The sequence below is a fragment of the Algoriphagus antarcticus genome (assembly GCF_002150685.1).
Classification (GTDB): Bacteria; Bacteroidota; Bacteroidia; order Cytophagales; family Cyclobacteriaceae; genus Algoriphagus; species Algoriphagus antarcticus.
In genome coordinates this window covers 115,260-138,971 of the sequence record NZ_MSSW01000007.1, presented here as the reverse complement: position 1 = coordinate 138,971, position 23,712 = coordinate 115,260, and the positions used below count along the sequence as shown (strand labels likewise).

Here is a 23,712-nt window from a genome sequence, read left to right as displayed (position 1 = left end):
AAGCCTGATAATCCTATTTTTGCAGCATGAGCATGCAACCAATGGAAGATTTTGATGAGGAAGAGTTAGAACTTTATGAGCATTTCAAGTTTGTAATCGATAAAGGCCAGACTCCGATCAGGATCGACAAGTTTTTGACAGATAAGATAGCTTTTGCCACCCGAAATAAGATTCAACAAGCCATAGACGCAGGCGCGATCCAAGTGAATGGCGAATCGATCAAGGGTAGCTATAAGGTAAAACCGCTGGATGATATTCGGGTACTTTTTGGCAAACCGCCACGAGATACGGAGGTTGTCCCTGAGAATATTCCGTTGAATATTGTCTTCGAAGATCAACATATACTGGTAGTGAATAAGGCCGCAGGCATGGTAGTTCATCCCGCGCATGGCAATTGGACAGGCACATTGGTCAATGCATTGGTGTACTACTTTCAGAATTTGCCAGAGATGAAAGGCAATGAAGGCAGACCAGGACTGGTTCATCGCATAGATAAGGATACATCTGGACTGCTCGTGATCGCCAAATCGGAGGATGCGATGACTCATTTAGCTTCCCAGTTTTTCCACCATACAATAGAGCGAACGTATCAGGCACTTGTATGGGGTGAAATGGAAGAGGAGTCTGGTACCATTACCGGTCATGTAGGCAGAAGTGCCAAAAACAGAAAAATAATGGATGTGTTTCCTGATGGAAGTCAGGGCAAGCATGCCGTTACCCACTGGAAAATGCTGAAGAGGCTCAGATATGTATCGCTGGTACAATGTAATCTGGAGACTGGACGTACGCATCAGATCCGTGCTCACATGAAATATTTGGGGCATCCGCTGTTCAATGATGAAACATACGGTGGAGACAAAATCCGAAAAGGTACTCAATTCTCTAAGTACAAGACCTTTGTCCACAATGCATTTACTCTTTTGCCAAGACAAGCATTACATGCGCTTTCGTTGGGGTTTATACATCCGGTGACTAAGGAAAAACTGTATTTCGAAGCTCCGCTACCCGAGGATTTTCAGGCAGTTTTGGATAAGTGGGAGAACTATGTGAATTTTGAATAAGAGAGGTTTGATTGCTGAATTAGTAACATTTCAATTGAAATGATATGAATTTCGCAATAAAAACATGCTTCAATGGCTGTATTGGCAATTTTGATCAGTAACGTTGAAAAATAGTCAATTTAAGGCACGATATTAATATTGATTTTAACGATAATGTATTTTTCAATCGATTTCATTAAATATACTGTAAAAATTCACTTTTATTTTTGAATTATTTTTAATAAACAAACCAGTCTGCTATATTTGAATCATAGAAAGAGAGCAAACAGACGGTAAGCACTCAAAATACATTGAAATTACACAACATTGTAGGATGTTGAAATTGGCAGACAAGCCCTCCTGTCTCGAGGGTGGAGGTCATAGGATAAAGCATTTAGCGAGCTCGTAAATTTGCCTAACTACTCCGTGGAGGTTCGAATCCTTCTCCTACAGCAGGTTATTTTGGGTTTATTGTTAATTGACTAAAACCATGAAATTTTGTTTCATGGTTTTTTTTATGTCCTTATCAAATTGACTCTCATTTTTAATTTGGTGTTAAAACCTATAGTCCGAATAAGATTTTGTGTAAATACTTAGCTGCTTCAATTATTAATTTATTAATTGCCTAGCTTAAATTGTGCTAAAATTTATTGATATGGCATGTATAAGTTATAATCATTATAAATACTGCAAAAAAATTAATTAATTGTTATTAAAATTTTAATAAACCAATGGTATTTCTAATTTTGACCCAGCGAAATTATAAACGGTTGAGACTAGTTTGTTTTAATCGGTCTGAGAATCTTGCTCTTTCAAACCTATTAACCTTTGGTTTTCTTTTAAACCATTAAAGCTGGCAAAAGGCCGGTGACGAGTACAAATCCATCATTGTAGGATGTTGAAACTGGCAGACAAGCCCTCCTGTCTCGGGGGTGGGGATCCGGTCCTGATAGCTATCGGGATCGAAAGTACAAAGCGTAATTCTACCGGACTATTGCCTAACTGCCCCGTGGAGGTTCGAATCCTTCTCCTACAGCATGAAAAAGCAGCACTGAAGTGCTGCTTTTTTCGTTTAAATTTGTCCTTAAATACCTATTTTAGACAAAAAACCAACTGAATGACAAAAGAGCATAAAGAGAAGCATTCCAGACATCCTCTTAGAAAGAAGGTACTGAGATGGGTGATGTTTACTTTTTTAGCTATACTTTTTTTGGAGTTTGTAATCTATTTTGGCTCAAACTTACTGCTCTCCAACTGGGCGAGGAGGAAAATTAATGAAGCAGCCAAGGATGTATATTTAGTTGATTTTAATAGAATTAGATTTTCTCTACTCAGGCGCGGACTTTTCATGGACGGCATCGTGATGAAGCCCATAGGTGAACGTAAGCCGGGACAAAACCAGGCATTGTTTGATTTGACTTTGGATCAATTGGCACTTAAGAATCTGTGGTATGATTTCTCTGAGGAAATTTTGTACGTGGGAAGCTTAGAGTTTGACAATCCTAATATTAGCATGGATTTGCCCCCAAAGTTAGATTCAGAAGATAGAAATGAAGAGGAAAGCAAAGGATCTCCAGTAAAAGCTTTAGAGGACGAGCTAAAAAAGATAATTGATAAGATCAATTTCACTGGGGTTTATATCAGTGAATTGGAAATCAATAACGCAGATTTATTCTTCCTAAACTTTCTAAGCCAGAACTCTCTTAAAGCTGAGAATACCAGGTTGCTAGTGAAGGATATTAATTGGGCGACCAAAGATGAGTGGACGACTCCTTTCAATGCCAGAGGGTTTGAGTTTGATCTGGAAAATGTGGTTTTCCCACTGCCTGACGGAGTGCATTCCCTTCAGTCCGAGAAAGTTTATATAAGTTCTCTGGACAACATGATCGAAATAAATGGTTTTCGGCTCTATTCTGATAAAACCGTTGAAAGTAGAGCTTATTATGATGTTTTGCTGAGCGAACTTCGAGTTGGAAATGTTGATTTGAACAAGGCATTTATGACTTCAAACGTCAGGATAGATGAAATTGTCTTGAACGATCCAGAGTTTCTAGTCGTGGATAATAGTGACAGCAAAAAGGATAGTACTGCCACTGGAGATTTGAATGAATTGATTGAGGGCATTTTGAAGTCCTTTGAGGTACAGGAACTCTCAGTGAATAATGGGAAATTCACTACCTATAGTTTAGCAGATACGCTCAAAAATCGGATTGATATCAAAAAGCTTGGCTTCAAAATGATCAATTTTTATCTGGGAGAAGATGAATCCAGAAAAACAGACCAGTTTTTCTATGGAGAAGAAGCCGCTATGGACATTGAAAAGGCTGACTTGTATCTGTCAGATAATGTCCATATAATCTACGGAGATAGGGTAAGTGTATCCTCTTTCAAAGATGAGATTGTCGTCGAAAACGTTCATATGGAGCCTAGGGAAGATGCTCTTAAAAATGGTGTAGCGAACCAGATTATCCGAATTTCCCTTCCGAAACTTGTGCTTTCAAAAGCCAACTTGAAGCGTTTGTACAACGAGGGTGTTTTCAATATTGACGAGATGCTCATACAATCTCCCAATGTGGAAATCACTGAGCTCAGCCAAAGAGATGATAGTCAAAACACAGTGCCCATCAGAGAGCTTTTGGAAGGCTATCTGGACGAGATAGCGATTGGTAAAATGGATCTGCGTGATGGGGAAGTTCAATTTACAAATGAAAAGGGAGTCAGAAGTAATGACATTGGATTTGAACGGTTCAGTTTGTTGCTTGAAAATGTATTGCTCCAACCAAATTCTGAGTCAGATGTTCGCAATATATTTTTAGCTGATGATATGGTGCTGAGTTTGGATAAGTATAGACTCAAATTGCGTGACAATCTCCATGAGTTCATGGCAGATAAGGTGCTGATAGATTCTAAGAATTCTCTCGTGGTGATCAATAACTTCACGCTGAGGCCTGAAAATCCTGATTCTACACAAGTGATTCTTGATGCCTATGGGAAGTCTGTCATTTTGGATATCTCCATTCCAGAGTTTCGCGTAGAGGGGATCGATTTGATGTCAGCTTATATGGATGAGAAGTTGATAATCAATCAAATTCTTGTGCCCTCTCCAGTAGCAAGTTTGACTCGATTTAGAAAGAATAGTAATGGAAACTCTACAACTGCCCAAGTAGATTCATCAGATGAAATAGAGGGTTTACTTACCTCTTATTTTTCTTCGATTCAGATAGATTCTATAAGTTTCAGCAATGGGCAAGTTCAGTATAAGAATTTCGCAGGAAAGAAGGATCTTTCCCTTAGTGAGGATAGTCTTTCACTGAGTTTGAAAGGCTTTTATCTTGAAAAAGGGCTTGAGAAAAGTCCTGGTAGAACGTTTTTTTCGGATGAAATTGACCTTATTCTGAGGAAATATGATTTCAGCGTGGCAGGTGGAAATTACGATGTGGATACAGATGGTCTTCGATTTAATTCTCGATCGAAAACAATAGAAATAGATAACCTGACGCTAAGTCCTAGTAAGTCTATCCAAAGCAAAATTGCTTTATCGTTGAATCTTCCAAGTGTATCTCTTGAGGGCGTTGATATTGAGTCGTTCTTATTTGAGAATCAGCTGAAACTCGATAAGCTAGCTGTGGATGGAAGTGCGATCAATCTTGAGATTAACAAGAATTTTCAGAGGGAAGAAACCGAAGTGAAGACCAGTCTACGCTCAGCCAAGACGCTTCCAAAATCTATTGAGCAGATTTCTATCGGAGATATAAAAGCAACAAATTCCAGGTTGAGTATGAATTACAGGGTAGGTAAGGATGGTTTCGAATTGATCCAGACAGACTTTGACCTGGGAATAAAAGGTTTGAATCTTGACTCAGCGGCCAATGCACAAAAGGACATCGCAGGATTGTTTAATGAAATAAATCTGACCCTGAATGATTTTTCGTACACCTTGCCTGATAGTATCCATACGATCAAATTTTCTAATCTTTATGTGGATAATTCAGCTGCTGAGACCATATTCTCCAACTTTGAAATAGTCCCCAGCACTATAACAGGAAACCCTGGTTCGCCTATTTTATCCGCTAAAATAGATGAGCTGGGAGTGAAGAATAATACGATCAGAGAGATACAAACTACCGGCGTATTAGATCTTACTCAGCTAAGGTTGATGAATCCCAAAATCGACGTATACCTCGATACGACAAGTAAATCGCGTAAGCCAAAGCTAAAATCGGATTCAATAAAAACTACTAATGTGGGATTGATAGAATCAATCTTACTTCAGGATGTGCTTATCAACAACGGCAATATTGTACTTCACAATAAGGACACAGGTCAGATTCCAAGGATGGCATTCAGTAATGTTAACCTTGGATTGGAAGAATTGAATCTCGATTTGATGAAGAAAGGCACTGACCTAAGTCCACAATTATTGCTGGAAAAAGATTTGAGTCTTTCGCTGACGAATTATCACATTTATACCAAAGACAGTTTAAATAAATTGAGAATCGGGAGGATAAGGTATCTCGATAATGCGATTGTTCTAGACAGTGTTCATTTCCAGCCAGCGATGGGACGCTATGACTATTTGCGCAAAAAAGAGTATCAGGACAATACAATAGACGCTTTTGTGGCGAAGGTACGGATAGAAGACATAGATTTTGACGAGTATTTCAGCAATCAAAATCTAAAGGCTCATGTGCTGAGAGTGGAAGGACTGCAAGTGGATGTTTTCAGAGATAAGAGAATTCCTCGCGAAGAAGGGATAATCAAGCCTATGCCGCAATATCTCATGGAAAACGCCCAATTTGATTTGGAGGTAGATTCGGTGATAGTACGTGATGGGTTAGTCCGATATCAAGAGTTCGTCCCCAAAGCCATGCTTCCAGGTTCGATTAGCTTCGAAGATCTAGATGCTTCTATTGCTCCTTTTGTGATGCGGAAAAGCACAGAGGAATTCCCGCTGAAGTCCAGTATTTTATTTGCAACAGCTCAATTGATGGGCGAAGGTGATGTCACATTGAAGGCAGATATGCGTTTTGGAGATCCTTACCCTATGAACGTAGAGGTGGAATTGGGAGAGTTTGATCTGACCAAGTTGAATAGTATAATTTCAAATGTCGCCTTTATCAATGTCGTCGATGGTAACGTGACGAATGGAAAGTGGGATTTCAAAATAGATGATGACGCAGCCAAGGGTAAAATGAAATTTATGTATGAGGACTTAAAAATTGAATTTTTGGATAGCCTCACCTTAGAAAGAGGACGAGGAAAGCTAGGTCTGTTTACCTTTCTCGCTAATACCTTTACCAAAAAAAGTAACCCAAGAAATTTTTTTAATCGTCGTGTAACCTCAAGAATATACTTTGAGCGTGATAAGTCCAAGTTTATTTTTGGAGGATGGTGGAGAGCTACTTTCAGCGGATTAAAAGGTGCTGTGGGATTGGGACAGGCAAAGCCGCCAAAGAGAAAAGAAGAAGAGGAGTAGAGTCAGGTGAAAAGTGGTCAGTGATCTGTCGCAGTCCCAGAAGTACGACGCTGTACGAGCCTTCCTTTGCCTGCAGGACACTGTAAAAATGAAGGTCCAAGTCTGAGGACCTTGAACCAGGCAAGTACAGTTAAGTATCAATGGTGTACTCCGTTAGTTCAGCGGTATATGAGTCTATAACAAAAAAGCCGATCCAGGGCTAGATCGGCTCTCTATGCTAATAAAGGGAAGTGGTTATTTCAAATTTCCTTCCGTATCAGTATATTTCCCTATTATTTTAGCTCCACTATTGATAGAAACTTTTCCATATACTGTAATCGTATTGCCTTCTCCTAAGAACTCAAGAGTCGCTCCACTGTTTAATTTTAGATCTCCATAGATTACTGTGCTGCCATGAAGCTGTAGTTTTGACTGGCTGTTGATGTTTAAGCTTGTATTTTTCTTGTATTGACCAAAAGCAAATGAACCGTTCACGGTCATCAATCCATTACTATTGATATTCAAGTTTTGCTCGATTGCCAAAGAACCACAGAATAAGAAAGTGCCTCCAATATTTACGTTTTTCAATACGCTTGATCCAGCGTAAGATTGAGACTCATTGCTGTTAATATTTAAGTTTGAATTACCAGTATAGCTAGACAGTCCTACGCAAGAGACATCCGTTGATACTTCACTCTTGTTGATTTTCAAAATTTGAAGGCCACCGAAACCAGTAGCTACGAACACAAATTCTTCTTCATTCCTCACGAAATTAGAAGATCCATCCAAATCCAACACACCAAATTGCTTGATTGCTGCCAGATTGGAAACGTCTGAGATAGAAATGCCAGCTGCACCGTTGGCCATGAATAGCAAATTGTCATCTACTGAAACAGCATTGGTTACGATATCTCCCGCATCCACATCCTCAGGCTTGATTGGAATGTGCAGTTTTTTAATTAAACTACCATCTGTCATTTTATATATGCCAGCACCGTTTGCTCCTTCAGATACAAAAAGATTACCGTCGGCAATATCCAAGGTTCTTTTAGCACCAGCTACATCAGCTGTCATGGGAATAGTAAATAGCTCGGAAAGACTGTTTGGATCCAGGATTTTTACTCCAGCATTACCCGTAAGCACTGCGAGTTTATCACTTCCAAAAGCTACTGCTCTTAGATCTTCTATTTCAGAAGTAGCTCCAGGAGTTTGAGTGGCATCAAATAGTCCAATTATACCGTCATTACCGCTGGTTACCGCCGTATTAGAATTTGTGTTTACAACATCTGTCGCCACATAACCAGGCAAAGAACTGTACACAAAGCCCGAAGTGAATTTGCCACCAGAAACAGAAACGGTGATTAAGTTAGCAGGAGAAGTTACATCAGAGTTTTCGTCGATGTTAACAGCCGCTGCTAAGTAAAGCTTACCATTCTTGAATTCTAAGGAGCTAATGTCCGTATCTGAAAAAATAGCTTGTTCTGTTATCTTTGGGCTATAAGGGCTGGTGATGTCGAAAATATCAACAGCACCTAAGTATGTTTCGCCTTCCGTATTGTAGGATACATAAGCGTAGTTGCCTTCGATATCTACGTGAGTTGCGCGAAGAGTTTGGCCACCCACTACTGGGGCATCTACTTGGGAAACCAAAACAAGAGGAAGCTCTGAAGCCACTTCTTGAATTCTGCCTGCAGGGGCGGAAGGGTCAATCAATCCAATAACTCCAGCGTTGTCCATTTTGACACGTGCAGTGAGTGACTCACTGTCAGAATTGATGGTGATGGAGCCATTATTCATTGGATCTGAGCTGTCATTACATGAGTAAAGCGCAAAGACAAGCGCTAGGCCGAGTAAATAATGTTTTTTCATAATTTTTTGATTAAAAGCTGAGATGTTTTTTATCTCCTGAAAATTGTAGTTCGAGTATAGTTTTTAGAATTTTATTCTGTAAAATCCAATTTATTAGACTTTAGATAACAAAAAATGAATTCATTAAGCACAAAGTTGAAATAATATTCTGATTTAAAAAATTGATGTTAAGAAAGTCTTGGTGATTTTAGCAATCAATTTCTCATCAGCTTGACTTGCTGTCTTTGATTTCCCCATGAAATATCTAGGATATAAAGTCCGGAAGCAGAAGCATTGAGCCAGTCGGATATAATGGATGTAATTTCCTCAGGTGAGGATGTATAATAGGACTTGATTTGACCAAGTAGGTTACTTAGAGCAACATGAATTTTTCCGTCTTGGAAGCTTCCAGGCTGGATTAATTTCACGTTTACTTCACTCCCAAGAGAGCTTGGGTTAGGATAAACATTCCAAGCGGTTTTAGCTTCAGAAGTATTTTGTGCCTGAATCGCTCTGGTTGAACTGTAGGTATAGCTACCATCGAAGTCCACTTGCTTTAGTCTATAGAAGATATTTCCCCTTGTAATCGGAAGAATATCGTTAGTAAATGAATATTCAATAGGACCTTCAGAGTAGCCATTGCCTTCTACTCTTCCTACTGTTTCCCAAGTATTAATAGTATTCACCCCACGCTCTATCTCGAAGTGAGAGTTTTCCCATTCTTTTGAGGTGGCCCAAGTAAGCAAACCAGATTTAGTTTCGGGTTGATAGTCGGCGTAGAAGTACAGGAATTCTACTGGCAGGATGCGCAACGCACCATAGTAAGCTGGCGAAGAATCAACTTTTATTCTTGGATCGCTTCCTTCTGTGGGAAAACTGCCAGTTATTTCAAAAGAGGAAGAATTTCTTACATTCAGGTTACTATTTCTTCCTTTTAAAAAATCACCTTCTACCAATACAATTACTGACTGAGAGTTTGTCCAAGAGGTTCCGTAGTTATTATCAAGAATTATATCTTTTTCACTGGTGACAGTCGAATTACCCTGCAGAATAACATCTGCACCATTTCTTACTTTTACATCATCTTTAAATGTGATTGATGAAGTTCCAGAGCTAACTAAGGTACTTGCATTGCGATTAAGCCTTACCTCTGAATTAAACTTACCTGTCGAATTACCATTAAGTTTTAGACCTGCACTTGGATTGTTTGTATCGATAGTTGCTCTATCCTGGACTTGAAGCGATGAATTTCCATTTAAGTTTACGAGAGATTGATCACTCAACGTCAAACGTCCATCAATTGTAATTTTATTATCAGCATTTCCATTAATTTTTGAACCGTTTTCCAGAGTAGTATTACCAGATACTTTTAAACTCGAGAATCCATTTAAAGTAATGTTCCCTTGATTGGAAATTGATATATCATCTCCTATTTCGATTTTGCTAGACTCATTTGCTACAATCTCTACTCCACCACTTAATGTTGACTTATCGGAAATAGTGACTGATGAATTATTAAAAATTAATAATTTGCTTTGATTTTCCATAAAGAGATCATCATGTGATTCAATTTTAGAATTATCATACATCGATAATACGGCACCACCTTGTATTGTTAAATCTCTCTTGGCTTTGATATACGAATTGTCTTCAAATCTTACTGATGGTGTATAACCTGAAATCGTTAAATCTCTATCAGAATCTATTCCGGAAGTACCTGAAAAAAATACCTCAGCACCATTCTGTATTTCAAAATCTTGATTGGTTGTTTCAAATATAGTATTGGTTTTTGCTGAAAAATTTAAGGAACCATTCCCATTAATGTTGGCGCTTTTTGATGTGATATTTATATTTCCATTAGACTTGAAAGTAGAAGCCTGACTCACATTTACTATTTTATCTACGTCTATAGTCAAATTACCTGTTATGGATATTTCACTGTTTCCTGTGGAAATTAAATCATCACCTATTTCGAGCATGCCAGACCCTGAAAGGTTTAATTTTTTGTTGTTGTATCCTGTTATACCCAGATCATCATCTATTGAAAGTGTTTTGGTGTTAGCAATTTGGATGGAGACAGTATTATTATTGCCTACTGTTAGACTGCTTGAGAGGTTAACATTGTGATTTATATTAATTATAATTGGACAGGATCTTGAATTTGTAGCGTTAGGAGGAGTTGAAGGAACAGTACTACAACCTGCTGTGCCGGTGATTGTCCAAGTCGAGGCAGAATTCCAATTCCCATTTGCTTTGGAAGTATAAGTCTGCCCCATCACTTCGACTCCAAAAAACTGGGTAACAGCAAAAGATAGAAGAATAAACACAAAATTACTTTTCATAAGGAAATTAATTCAGGTGTCCACAAGGGAGTAATAAACTTTAGACCTTCTGATTTAATATGGGATTAGCCTTTTTTAGGCCTGGGATAAATTTTTTCTTTACGCTAAATTATATCCATTAGATGGATCGACCTAGTAGAACTGGAATTGTTTTTCTTATAATAACTTGCATTTAAGCTATACAAAAAGTAGAAAGTACTGATTTCCTTATTTAAATACAAAAATTTAAGTTCTCAAAACAGAAAGCTGTATGTTATCGTATTGAGCAGAACTTAAAAATATTTGATCATTCAGTTTTTTTTATGCAAGTTTCTAATCTGATGATTCACCGAGTGTATGTTTTGTCAATACTCTTCCATGCATTAAAGGATATTTTTTCTAGGGGTATAGGTTTGAGTATTCCGCTTTTTGGGATTTGTAATCTCGAAACTTTATCCTAAGATTTTCAATCCGAATAAATAAATTCATTCGTGATTGCACTACCTAGAATAGCGAAAGGGAAAACCATTTATGATGATATGAATGAAGGCAAAAAAGAATTGAACAAAGCTGTTTACCAATTTACAATCCTCAGTATGTTCTTGTGATTGCAAATCATTCCGAGCGCAACAACCGCATGCCCAGAGTTAACCTTGGTAGGTGACCTCCTCTGTCGCCAGGTTAGTCAGAACCTCGGTGAATTCTTGAAAAACCCTTAATAAAAAAATCCCTGTCAGATTTTAATTCGACAGGGATTTCAATATTTAAGAGCAGTTAAATTCTACCTTCTAAGAATTACCTTATGATATTCCCGCTGAGCACCCCAAATGATCTCTATGGTATAGATTCCAGATGCCCGGGTTGTAAACCAATCACTGACTTGAGCTCCCATCTGCTTCATTTCAGAAACCTGAATCGTTTCGAACTGACCAGTAGCAGAGATAATTCTCAGAGTAATCGGCTCATCCTGATATGCTGATGGATCCAAGATATCTATATTGAATGGGGTACCGGTGGTTGGATTTGGGAACACTCTCCAATGCGTAGTACCAGGTAGCGCTTCAACCTTGATTGACTTAGTGTCACTATAGGTAAAGTCTCCATCAAAATCGTATTGCTTCAAGCGGTAGAAAATATTTCCTCCGGCTACTGGCAATTTTATATCTGAGTAGTCGTACTTCACTTCCTTATCTGAGTATCCCGCTCCGTCCACCTCACTGATAGCTTCCCATTCCTTCACATTATTCACAGATCGCTCAATTTCAAAGCGGTCATTTTCCCATTCTTTGGCAGTGGCCCAAGTCAAGTCTCCAGCTCTTTCAAATGAGTTGTATTTTGCATTGAAGTAGAGGTATTCGACTGGGAGGATACGGAAATTAGGGTAGCGAATATACACGACCCCTGGGAAGCCAGAAGAACCGCCTAATCTTCCGGCACCTCCACCCGATCCATAGGTTGTTGCTAATTGACCAAAACCATTATTAGTTCCACTTCCACCTGAATAAAACTGCGCACCATTGGAACCTAGGTAAGAACTTCCACCTATTCCTGATTGATTGGTTGTTGCTCCAGAAGATGTTCCTCCTCCTCCAGCACCATAATAAATAGCCTCGCCCGAAATAGTTCTTTCTTCACCCATTCCTCCTGTTCCACCAGCCATAGTTCCATTTCCAGCAGTATATGTTCCGGATAAGCCTAAACCTGAGAATCCACCACCACCTGCACCAGAAGAACCAAAAGTTTCTCCAATTCCATCTCCTCCACTAGTACCAACATTTCCATTCCCGCCAGCAGATTCATCAGTTCCTGAGGCTGCACCACCTCCGCCAGAAGCACCATCTGCACCCTGTCTAATTGTAGGGTTGGCACTTGAGGAGCCTGCGCCTCCACCACCTGCTGCAGTAAGAGCAACGAATGAATTTCCACCCGAAAAATCAAAATCAGGTCCAGTAAAGGTAGAGGCAACTCCATTTCCACCTTGGGTAGCTGTGGTTGCTCCCGGGCCTTGATCTCCCACGAATAGAGGGAATGAAGCACCTTGAAGCCCGGGAAGTCCACTCATCGTTATCCCTTGGTATTGCTGATATACAACAGCTCCACCGCCACCGCCACCGGCAGCTTCGCCAAAGCCTCCGCCTCCGCCTCCACCGACGACTAATACCTCAAACTCATCCAATCCATCCGGTGCAGCCCAAGCACATGGTCCGGCAAAATCAAATCTCAAAATCGTATATCCTTCCGAATCTGTATACTGTGTTCCATTATCTTGTACAGAGGCACAGGGAGGTAAAGTACTACAGTCATAAGTGATTACTATTCTTCCATTAGGTCCTGTTGTGCTTACGATTGCTTGGGCTAGTCTAACTGCAATTGGCTCAGTTGGAGAAACCTCGGTTGCAAAGACATCAGTTCCGTCGAATACAATAAAAATAATTCCAGCAGGCAATACGTTCATGGTTTCGGAGTCTGTGTTGCCTCCCAATCCATCTCCAAATACCTGAATAGTGACTTCGGATACATTAGTAGGCACATAGAAAGTAGCTTCTCCATTCACCTTAAAATATTCTGAGCTACAGTTTATTCCATAAGTAGCAGTATTATTTGAAGGGAAATAAGGGCAGAGATCCGTACTTTTTTGTATTGAAAGGATTGTTAAAAGAGTTGTCCCCTCGGTAGTATACGGGAGAGATGAGAAGGTAAGCTGACCCGCCGTGGTGACAGTAGCGGTAAGAGTCTGATTTGCTACTTGGTTAATTCCAGAAGTGCTATATATAAGTGTATAAGTTCCCAGTGTGAATCCTGGACTAAAGACAGTAAATGTGGAGGTGTAAGGCGGAGTTCCAAAGGGTGGATTTACCACACTGATGCTTGAGATAGGATAGCTAGGGTTTGAAATCGTGATGGTTCCGGTTGCGCTTACTGACCCGCATCCTCCGGTCAAGGGGATACTGTAATTGAAAATTCCTTCTTCGGTTGGTGTTCCGGAAATGGTAAGGACACCTGCATTCCAGCTTGCTGTAACGCCATTAGGCAAATTGTAGCTTACACCGCCTCCTTGCGGCACAATTCCGGTAGCTCCTGTTGTAGTATGGGTTATAGTTGGAGACAAAGATGTGTTAATACAAACCGCTTGCTGAGTTGATGCTGTAACTGTATTGTTTGGGGTAACTATTATTGTGCCTGTTGTGGTAGCTGGCAAACAACCGCCTGTTGTGGTTACTGTATAGTTAAATGATCCTGAAGCGGTTGGAATACCACTAATTGTCACAACGTTACCTGCCCAAGTGCCTGTCACACCTGCTGGCAAACCAGTTACTATTGCGCCGGTTGCACCAGTTGTAGCCAAGGTGACAGTTGTAATAGCGCTATTGATACAAACGGTTTGGTTTGTTCCTGCGACGACTGTATTCAATGGAGTTACTGTAATTGTACCATTTGTAGTAGCTATGGTACAAGCATTACCGGTGGTAGTTACTGTGTAGTTAAAAGGACCTGAAACTGTTGGAGTGCCACTTATTGTCAGGGTTGTCCCTGATACGCTAGAGTTAACGCCTGTTGGCAAACCTGTAACGGTAGCGCCTGTAGCTCCACCACCCAACGTCATTGTGATATTTCCCATCGCTGCATTTTGACAAACCGTTTGGTTGCTTCCTACAGTGATGGTATGGATTGGACTGACTGTGATTGTTCCTGTTGCAGTCGCTGTAGCACAAGTATTTCCTGTGGTAGTTACTGTGTAATTGAACGGACCTGAAACTGTAGGAGTGCCGCTTATTGTCAGTGTATTACCTGATGCACTAGATGTCAAACCTGTCGGCAAGCCTGTCACTGTTGCACCCGTAGCTCCACCGCCCAAAGTCATGGTAATATTTGCTATTGAGGCATTTTGGCAAACCGTTTGGTTGCTTCCTGCAGTGATGGTATGGATTGGAATAACTGTAATTGTACCAGTAGCAATGGCGGGTACACAATTTCCAGTGGTAGAAACTGTATAGTTATATGTCCCTATAGCTGCTGTTGTTGGTGAACCATTAAATCTTAAGGTTACTCCGTTCCATGAGGTAGTAATTCCTGGTGGCAAACCAATAACTGTTGGGCCTGCGATTCCACTACCTGCTGTGTAAGTAATATCGGTTAATGGAGAATTTTGACAAACAGTTTGACTATCTGTACCAACAGCAGAGGTCAATCTTAAAAATGTCGATAGAGTACCAAAAGAGATGTCATCTAGAGCGAAGTCATTTCCACTTAATGATCCTTGTAAGTTTACAATACTAATATTAATATTGCCACTGATAGCACCTGAATTCCATGAACCATAAAAACGTCTCCAATAGATGTTATTATTGACTTCAGTTGCATTAGTTGGTCCAGTCGGTAAAGCTGCTGAGATACCTAGCTCATCTCCATTCACGGCAAAGATCAGTTCTGCAAAAGGGCTAGCATTATTTATACTCATGGCCCATCCAGAAAAATAATATTCAGTATTAGGTTGAACGTTAACCTCTTGTTGCCAAACTGTTGTTGAAGGCAACAATGTGTTGAAAATCATTAGATTTCTTGGTCCCACAGCATTGTTGGTGTGATCAATCCCCCAAAAATTTGGATGATAATCTCGTGCACTTTGACCAACTCCATAAAGGCCTTCTGGAGTTAATTCGTTAGTGACAAGTGGATTATTAGCTACATAAATGTTACCAGTAGTGAAACTTATATTATTCGGATCAAAGTTTGTAAAGGATCCATCGATTACCAATTCCTGAGCTACACTGATGGTAGCTGTTGTAACACATCCGGCAGTAGAAGTTGCTGTCACAGTAAATGATCCGGCAAGATCCACGTCAATAGTTGAGCTAGTTGAAGGGGATGTGCTCCATGCCCAGGTTACTGGTATGTTTGAACTTGCTATTAATCTTACTCTTCCACCTACGGCACAATAATCTGCCAATAATGTCACTACAGGTGAAGGGTTAACAGTAATGGTAAAATTTCTTGGAGTTCCAGGACAGCCATTTGCAACTGGCGTAACTGTAATTGTTGCAGTAACTGGTGCTGCACCAGTATTGGTTGAAGTAAAAGAAGGGATATTTCCTGTGCCTGAAGCCGCTAATCCAATTGAAGGGGTGTCATTTGTCCAAGTATAAACCTTGCCCGCCACCGCATTGCCTGTGAAATTAACAGCATTAGTGTTTAACCCATTACATAGAGTTTGGTTGCTTACTGCATTTACTGTAGGGGTTGGTTTTACGGTTATGGTTACCGTAAAAGGAGTTCCTGCGCAACTTCCTGAGGTTGGTGTGACGGTATAAACTACTGTCTGAACTGAAGTAGTACTATTAGTTAATAATTGAGAAATATTTGCTTGTGGTGTTGCTTGATTAGTCTCACCCGTAACGCTGCCATTAGGTGCGACTGTCCAAGTGAAAGTTGTACCAGCCGGAACTATATCATTCGCGCCGTTAACAGGCGAAACTGTAAAGGTTTCGCCGCTACAAATCGCTTGTGTAATTGGAGTAATTGCCGGTCTAGGGTTCACAGTAACAGTTACATTCTGGGTATTGCTGCAACCGTTTGCCGTCAATGTATAGACATAAACAACATTAACAGGATTTGCTGTTGTGTTTATCAGGTTCTCGTTTGCTGTTGCACTCGCCCCACTGCCAGCACCATTGCTGATTCCAGCAGCCACCGCACGAGTCCATGAGAAAGTTGTGCTTGGCGTTGTGCTTATCGCTGTATAGCTAGTTGATAGATTGGTACATCGGGTCACAGCAGTTGCGCTGCTCAATATCGGAGTCGGGTTGACCGTTACAGTTGCTGTAAATGAAGGCCCTGTACAACCTCCTACAGAGGGAGTAATTGTGTAGGTTACCGTTTGAATTACAGCCGAAGTATTAACCAAAGTCTGAGAAATATTCGTTGGTGGCGTTCCCCGAGCCAAGTCACCTGTTACGTTAGGATTATCTACCACTGTCCAAGTATAAGTTGTACCCGTAGGGACGATAGTGGCTGAAGTTGGCGAACCGTTAGCTGGCGAAATGGTAAATTCTGAGCCGCTGCAAATTGCTGCTGTCCGATTGGAGACCACTGGTCTAGGGCTTACAGATACCGTTACGTTCTGTGTGTTGCTGCAGCCGTTTGCAGTGGTAGTATAAGAATACACCACACTAACTGGGTTAGCAGTAGTGTTGATTAAGATTTCATTTGGATTGGTTGACTGAGCGGTGGTAACCGCGGCATTGCTTATACCAGTTACCGCTGCTCTAGTCCATGTAAAGGTCGCACCACTCGTAAGGCTAGACGGAGTATAGGTAAACGCAGAATTGCTACAGATCGCAACAGGTGTTAATGTACTATTGAGCGTAGGTATTGGGTTTACCCTTACCGTTACATTCTGTGTATTACTACAACCGTTTGCTGTGATGGTATAAGCATATACCACATCAACTGGGCTGGCGGTGGTGTTTATTAAAGTCTCATTTGGATTTGAAGACTGCGCAACAGTCACTGCTGCATTGCTGATACCTGTTACCGCTGCCCTTGTCCAAGTGAAGGCCGTACCGCTCGTAAGGCTAGTCGGAGTATAGTTGAATGCAGAATTGCTACAGATCGCCGCAGGAGTTAATGTACTATTCAATACCGGTGTTGGGTTTACTGTCACTGTCACCGTAAAAGTAGTGCCCGCACAAGAACTGGTTATCGGAGTGACTGTATATGTGGCAGTTTGAGGAGAAGTAGTTGGATTGGTTAAAGTACCTGTAATGCTGGTTGGCGAGCTACTGCTTGCTGCGCCTCCGGTCAAACTTCCAGTCACAACCGGAGCAGGCCAAGAATAGGTCGTACCCGCTGGCACAATTCCATTAGTACTATTTATCGGTGTTGTTGTAAAACCTGAACCACTACATACTGCATTGACCATGTTTGTCACTGCTGGTCTTGGACTGACTGTCACAGTTACTGTGAAAGCAGGCCCTTTACAACTTCCTGACGTAGGTATCACCGTATAGGTAGCAGTTTGAGCGGTATTTGTTGGATTGGAAAGAGTCCCTGTGATGCTGGTTGGGGAGCCAATACTAGCTGTTCCTCCAATAAGTCCTCCTGTTACAGTTGGTGCCAACCAAGCATAGGTAGTTCCAGCAGGAACCACCCCATTCGTGCCGTTAGCTGGTGTAGCTGTAAAAGCTGCATCACCACATACGGAACTGGTTGATGCCGTTATTGCTGGTTTTGGACTAACTGTGACAGTTAAAGTGAAAGTAGGTCCTGCACAACTTCCTGATAGAGGTGTAATTGTATAAGTAGCCGTTTGAGCGATGTTAGTTGGGTTGGACAAAATCCCCGTAATGCTGCTTTCTCCACTTCCAGAAGCTCTACCGGTAAGTCCCCCAGTTACCACTGGAGCTGGCCATGAATAAGTTGTTCCGGCAGGTATCAAACCATTTGTCCCATTACCTGGTGTAGAGGCAAACCCTTCACCGCTACATATCATATCAGTCATGTTACTTATCGCCGCTTTTGGATCAACAGTAACAGTAACTGTAAAAGTAGCTCCCGGACAAGTTCCGGTTATAGGTGTAACAGTGTAAGTAGCTGTTTGAGTAGTATTAGTTGAATTGGTTAAAGTACCTGTAATGCTATTTCCACTGCCTGATGCTCCACCACTTAGCCCACCGGATACAGCAGGTATTGCCCATGAATAGGTAGTTCCCGCTGGAACCACGCCATTTGTGCCATCAACTGGGGAAACTGTAAACCCTGCCTCGCTACAGACTGCATCGGTCATATCATTTATTTGTGGTTTGGGATCAACAGTAAAAGCTCCTGAAACTGCTGTTGAAACGGTTCCGCAATCACTTGAGGCTAGTACATAATAGTAGCTAGTTCCTACCGATGAAGCTAGTGGGGTATAATCTTCATTGATTTCCCCAGGAATTAAAATGCCCCCACTATTGGTCGGATTTGAATTGCTATACCATTGGTAATTTATCGTGCCCTCACCGGATGCTAAAGCCGAAATAGTAGTAAAAGTATCTCCCAGACATACAGTTTGATCAACATCAGAAGGATCCACAGTAATTAAAGTCTTTGATGGATTGACTGTATATTCTCCTGAGGGAGCAGAAGTCTGGGTTCCACAGGAGCCGGTAACTACCACGTAATAATAAGTAATACCTTCTATAGCAGAAGGAGGTGCATAGCTTACAGATTCTGCTCCTGCTATCAAAGTCCCCCCTATATTTGATTGAGTGGTATTACTAAACCATTGATAGGTTAAATCTCCTCCAATCGCACCCACTGATAAAGGAGGAAAACCATCTCCAAAGCATTTGAATCGATTGGTGTTATCGGGAGGAAAATTTATTGCGGTTGCTACATTTACCGTTATGATTACTGTAAAAGGAGTACCTGTGCAACTTCCAGTCGTAGGCGTAACGGTATAGGTAGCTGTTTGCGCTCCATTGTTTGTATTTCTTAGGGTGCCAGAAATACTAGTTGCTGAGCTGCCTGCTGCTCCACCTGTCATTCCACCTGTGACAACAGGTGCAGACCAGGAATAAGTTGTCCCTGCTGGAACATTTCCATCAGTGCCGTTAACTGGTATAATTGTAAAAGTGCCATCGGTACAAACCGAGGTGATCATGTTACTAATTGCTGGGGTTGGATTGACGATAATTGTTTTAGTCGCAGTAGTTGTTCCGCAAGAACCTCCGCTTGTGGTTAAGGTCAGGGTGATGGAACCCGACTCAGTAGCACCTGCGGTGTAAGTTGCCGTTGAAGGATTGTTGGCATTTGTCCATATACCTGCTCCGCCACTCCATGTACCACTTGTAGCTCCACCACCGACACTACCGCCCATGGCTGCTGATGCAGCTCCTTGACAAATCGCTGCTAAATCGGGTCCTGCATTGGCAGTTGGAGTTTGATTGACTGTAATAGTCTTAGTTACAAAAGTTGTTCCGCAAGAACCACCGCTAGTGGTTAAGGTCAATGTAATGGGACCTGACTCAGAGATACCAGCGGTGTACGTTGCTGTAGCTGGATTAGTAGCATTTGTCCAGATACCTGCTCCGCCACTCCATGTGCCGCCCGTAGCTCCTCCACCAATACTACCGCCCATGGCTGATGATGTTCCCCCTTGGCAGATAGCTGCTAAAGCTGCTCCTGCATTGGCAGTTGGGTTAGGATTTACTCTAATAGTTTTGATTGCAGTAACTGTTCCGCAAGAACCACCGCTGCTTGTTAAAGTCAAGGTGATTGAACCCGACTCAGTAGCCCCTGCGGTGTATGTTGCTGTAGCTGGATTCGTAGCATTTATCCAGGTACCTGCTCCGCCACTCCAAGTACCGCCCGTAGCTCCTCCACCAACGCTACCGCCCATGGCTGCAGATGTTGCACTTTGACAGATAGCTGCTAAATCGCCTCCAGCATTAGCGGTTGGGTTAGGATTTACTGTAATAGTCTTGGTTGTATTAACTGTTCCGCAAGAACCACCGCTTGTGGTTAAGGTCAATGTGATCGAACCCGACTCAGAAGCACCTGCAGTGTAAGTTGCAGATGAAGGGTTGGTTGGATTTGTCCAGGTACCTGTTCCACCACTCCAGGTGCCGCCTGATGTTCCTCCACCTATACTACCACCCATGGCTGCTGATGTATCCCCTTGACAAATCGCTGCTAAAGCGGGCCCTACAGTGGCAGTCGGGTTTTGATTGACTGCGATAGTCTTAGTTATAAAAGTTGTTCCGCAAGAACCTCCGCTTGTGGTTAAGGTCAAGGTGATGGAACCCGACTCAGTAGCACCTGCGGTGTAAGTTGCCGTTGCAGGGTTGGTGGGATTTGTCCAAGTACCTGCTCCGCCACTCCAAGTACCGCCTGTGGCTCCACCGCCCACGTTACCGCCCATGGCTGCTGATGTTGCTGCTTGACAGATAGCTGCTAAAGCTGCTCCTTCATTGGCAGTTGGAGTTTGATTGACTGTAACAGTCTTAGTTACAAAAGTTGTTCCGCAAGAACCACCGCTGCTTGTTAAAGTCAAGGTGATTGAACCCGACTCACCAGCACCTGCGGTGTAAGTTGCCGTTGCAGGGTTATTTGCATTCGTCCAGGTGCCTGCCCCGCCACTCCACGTGCCACCTGTAGCACTTCCACCCACACTACCTCCCATCTGTGCTGATGTTGCTCCTTGACAGATAGCTGCTAAAGCACCTCCTACATTGATTGTTGGATCTGGATTAACGGCTATAGTACCAGTAGTGGTGCTTGTACTGCAACCACCGGTCAATGTAACGGTATAAGTACGTGCTGCTCCCGCTACTGTAGGCGTACCACTTATGGTTACCACATCGCCTGCCCAAGTTCCAGTGACACCTGCGGGTAAGTTGGTAACCGCCGCATTGGTTGCTCCGGTTGTCATATACGTGATAGGAACAATTGCTGTATTGATACATACTGCCTGGGTGGAGGTCGCAGCAGCAGAAGTTAGGGTAAGGGTATTATTTGGAGTAACGGCAATGGAACCTGTGGTGATGATTGCTCCACAACCTCCTGTCAATGTGACGGTATAGGTCAATGCAGCTCCGGCTACTGTAGGTGTACCGCTAATGGTTACTACATTCCCAGCCCAAGATCCTGTGACACCTGTTGGAAGGTTGGTAAATATAGCCCCTGTGGCATCGGTAGTCGAATAGGTGATGGGTGTGATCGGGGTATCGATACATACGGTCTGTGCAGTTGTAGCCGCGGCAGAGGTTCGCGTGATGGTATTATCTGGATTAACCGCTATCGTTCCTACGGTGGTGATTGTTTCGCAACCGCCAGTCAATATGACGGTATAGGCAAGCGCTGGTTTAGCTTCCGTTGGAGTACCACTGATGGTTACTACATTCCCAGCCCAAGATCCTGTGACACCTAGCGGAAGATTAGCAAAGGTTGCCCCTGTGGCATTGGTGGTAGCATAAGTGATCGGAGTGATCGGTGTATTGATACATACTATCTGCGCTGTAGTTGCAGGAGCCGAAGTTAGGGTGAGGGTGTTTGTAGAAATTCTAATATTTAAGACCCTTGTGGTACTTCCACATGAATTGGATGCGGTTACTGTATAATTAGCTGCTGGTACACCGCCAGTTGTGGTTGGGGTACCGGTTATTTGTCCTGTAGTAGTATTAAATGTTAAACCCGCAGGTAAAGCTGGGGATACTGAAAAACTGGTTGCTGCACCGCCTCCGCTTGTACTTGTGCTATTAGGGGTTATAGCCTGACCCACACAATAGGCTAGAGGGCCGTTTGAGGTATAGCTTAAGCCGGTGGGGGCTGCAGGCGTAATTCTAATATTCAACGTCCTTTCGTTAAATCCGCATGAATTGGTTGCTCTTACGACATAGTTAGCTGTTGCTACACCCGCTACTGTGGTTGGTGTGCCGGTTATCTGTCCGGTAGTTGTATTTAGTGTCAAACCGGCGGGGAGAGCTGGCGATACTGAAAAGCTTGTTGCAGCACCCCCTCCGCTAGTACTTGCGTTATTAGGTGTTATTGGCTGACTTGCACAATAGGTTAAAGGTCCATTAGCAGTATAGCTTAAGCCGGTTGGGGCTGCCGGGGTAATTGTAATATTCAAGACCCTTTCGGTAAATCCGCATGAATTGGTTGCTCTAACGGTATAGTTAGCTGCTGGTAAACCGACAGTTGTGGTTGGTGTACCGGTTATTTGTCCCGTAGTAGTATTAAATGTTAAACCCGCAGGTAAAGCTGGGGATACTGAAAAACTGGTTGCTGCACCGCCTCCGCTGGTTGCACTATTAGCGGTAATTGTCTGACCTGCACAGTAGGTTGGACTATTGATAGTATAGCTTAAGCTGGATGGGGGGGCAGTTACTGTCACTGTCCGAGTAGTTGTACCATTTGCACATCCACCTGTTCCTGTGACAGTATAAGTCATCGAAGCTGTACCCGCAGAAACTCCGGTAATAACTCCTGTTGAAGAATTGATTGTGGCAATTGCAGCGCTACTAGTTGACCAAGAACCACCTGATAAAGTGGAAGTAAAAGTAGTAGTTCCCCCAGCGCAGATTGTTTGTGCGCCACTCAACATTCCGGTTGTCGTATTACAAGGCCGAAGGGCTAAAAGGATTGAAGCATAGGTATCATTTTGACTACCATTCATTTCCGCGTCTCCATCTCCGGTATTACCGGTGTTAGGATTTAGAACCCAAGCAGCTCCGACGGATAAGTTAGCACTTGTTGTGGATGTTTGTTCAAAAATTTCTGTTAATTGTAGTACGCCAGGACCAGGAGTATTTGTATTCCATCCATCATCCGCATAGGTAGTATTGTCTGCTATGGCAGCCAGCATTACTAAAGCATTTCCAGCTACAGTCGGAGAAATCTCATCTGAAATAACATCATCTCCGGTACCTACATAGGGATTTCCAATTACGTCGAAAGGATTAGAAGAATCAACTCCCGAGAAGGTAGCAATACCTCCGACAATGCTCTCCGCCTGATTATCTGCATCAAAACCAAAATTACGGTTGGCCACATCACCGGCATCTGCAATCTTGTACAGCCAAGCTACAGCCCATCTATCATTTCCAGCCGAGGCAAACACACCAGAAGCAATAGTTGTCCATCCAGCCAAGTAACCTCCTTGACCTAAAGTGGCTCCATCATTATCACTTTCAGCAATATTAACGATCATCAAATCACCAACTTGTAAGGTTGCAGGCGCAGTAATGATTATTGAACCCCCATTACTTGTGTTGGTGGAGGATCCCCTAAAAGCTATCTGCCCAAATCCCTCACTCACTCCCCATCCAAAAATCAAAAATAGAATCATCCCCAACCTTCTAATGGCTAAAAAACGGGTAAAAAAAAGGGAAAAATGGAAGTTAGGAGTTTCCTTAAAGGGCATTACTAAGGCAAATTTGCCAGTAAAGTAATTAATTCTATTTTAAAACTAACTTTATTTTTTTCAAATACATTAAAATGGTTTTCAGATAATTTTAAGCGTGAATGATAGTTTAAAAAGCTGAGAATCAGAAGCTAAAAAAAAAGC

At 42.2% G+C, this 23,712-nt stretch carries 5 protein-coding genes; 2 read left to right on the top strand and 3 right to left on the bottom strand.

What is annotated here, in order from left to right; translation table 11 throughout:
• Positions 1-26: 26 nt before the first annotated feature.
• Together BVH04_RS04285 and BVH04_RS04275 are read left to right on the top strand one after the other, a co-directional pair.
• Positions 27-1,061, top strand: a complete 1,035-nt coding sequence (locus BVH04_RS04285; RefSeq protein ID WP_086540090.1) for an RluA family pseudouridine synthase — start codon at positions 27-29, stop codon at positions 1,059-1,061.
• Positions 1,062-2,157: 1,096 nt separating this feature from the next.
• Positions 2,158-6,516, top strand: a complete 4,359-nt coding sequence (locus BVH04_RS04275) for an AsmA family protein (protein ID WP_086540088.1) — start codon at positions 2,158-2,160, stop codon at positions 6,514-6,516.
• A gap of 234 nt (positions 6,517-6,750) precedes the next feature.
• Here BVH04_RS04275 and BVH04_RS04270 read toward each other — a convergent pair whose 3' ends face one another.
• The 3 genes from BVH04_RS04270 to BVH04_RS04260 form a co-directional block, all read right to left on the bottom strand.
• Positions 6,751-8,364: an LVIVD repeat-containing protein gene (locus BVH04_RS04270; RefSeq protein ID WP_086540087.1), complete on the bottom strand. Its 1,614-nt coding sequence runs from the start codon at positions 8,362-8,364 to the stop codon at positions 6,751-6,753.
• Positions 8,365-8,558: 194 nt separating this feature from the next.
• Complete coding sequence (locus BVH04_RS04265; protein ID WP_086540086.1) at positions 8,559-10,685, bottom strand: T9SS type A sorting domain-containing protein; 2,127 nt, start codon at positions 10,683-10,685, stop codon at positions 8,559-8,561.
• Between the two features lie 760 nt (positions 10,686-11,445).
• Positions 11,446-23,568 (bottom strand): beta strand repeat-containing protein, encoded by a 12,123-nt coding sequence (locus BVH04_RS04260; RefSeq protein WP_086540085.1) that lies wholly within the window; start codon positions 23,566-23,568, stop codon positions 11,446-11,448.
• Positions 23,569-23,712: the final 144 nt, after the last annotated feature.

What these genes read in the sequence shown, in the direction of transcription:
- BVH04_RS04285 (WP_086540090.1), top strand. Translation starts at nt 27, where the DNA reads ATGAGCATGCAACCAATGGAAGATTTTGATGAGGAAGAGTTAGAACTT.
- BVH04_RS04270 (WP_086540087.1), bottom strand. Translation starts at nt 8,364, where the DNA reads ATGAAAAAACATTATTTACTCGGCCTAGCGCTTGTCTTTGCGCTTTAC.
- BVH04_RS04260 (WP_086540085.1), bottom strand. Translation starts at nt 23,568, where the DNA reads ATGCCCTTTAAGGAAACTCCTAACTTCCATTTTTCCCTTTTTTTTACC.
- BVH04_RS04265 (WP_086540086.1), bottom strand. Translation starts at nt 10,685, where the DNA reads ATGAAAAGTAATTTTGTGTTTATTCTTCTATCTTTTGCTGTTACCCAG.
- BVH04_RS04275 (WP_086540088.1), top strand. Translation starts at nt 2,158, where the DNA reads ATGACAAAAGAGCATAAAGAGAAGCATTCCAGACATCCTCTTAGAAAG.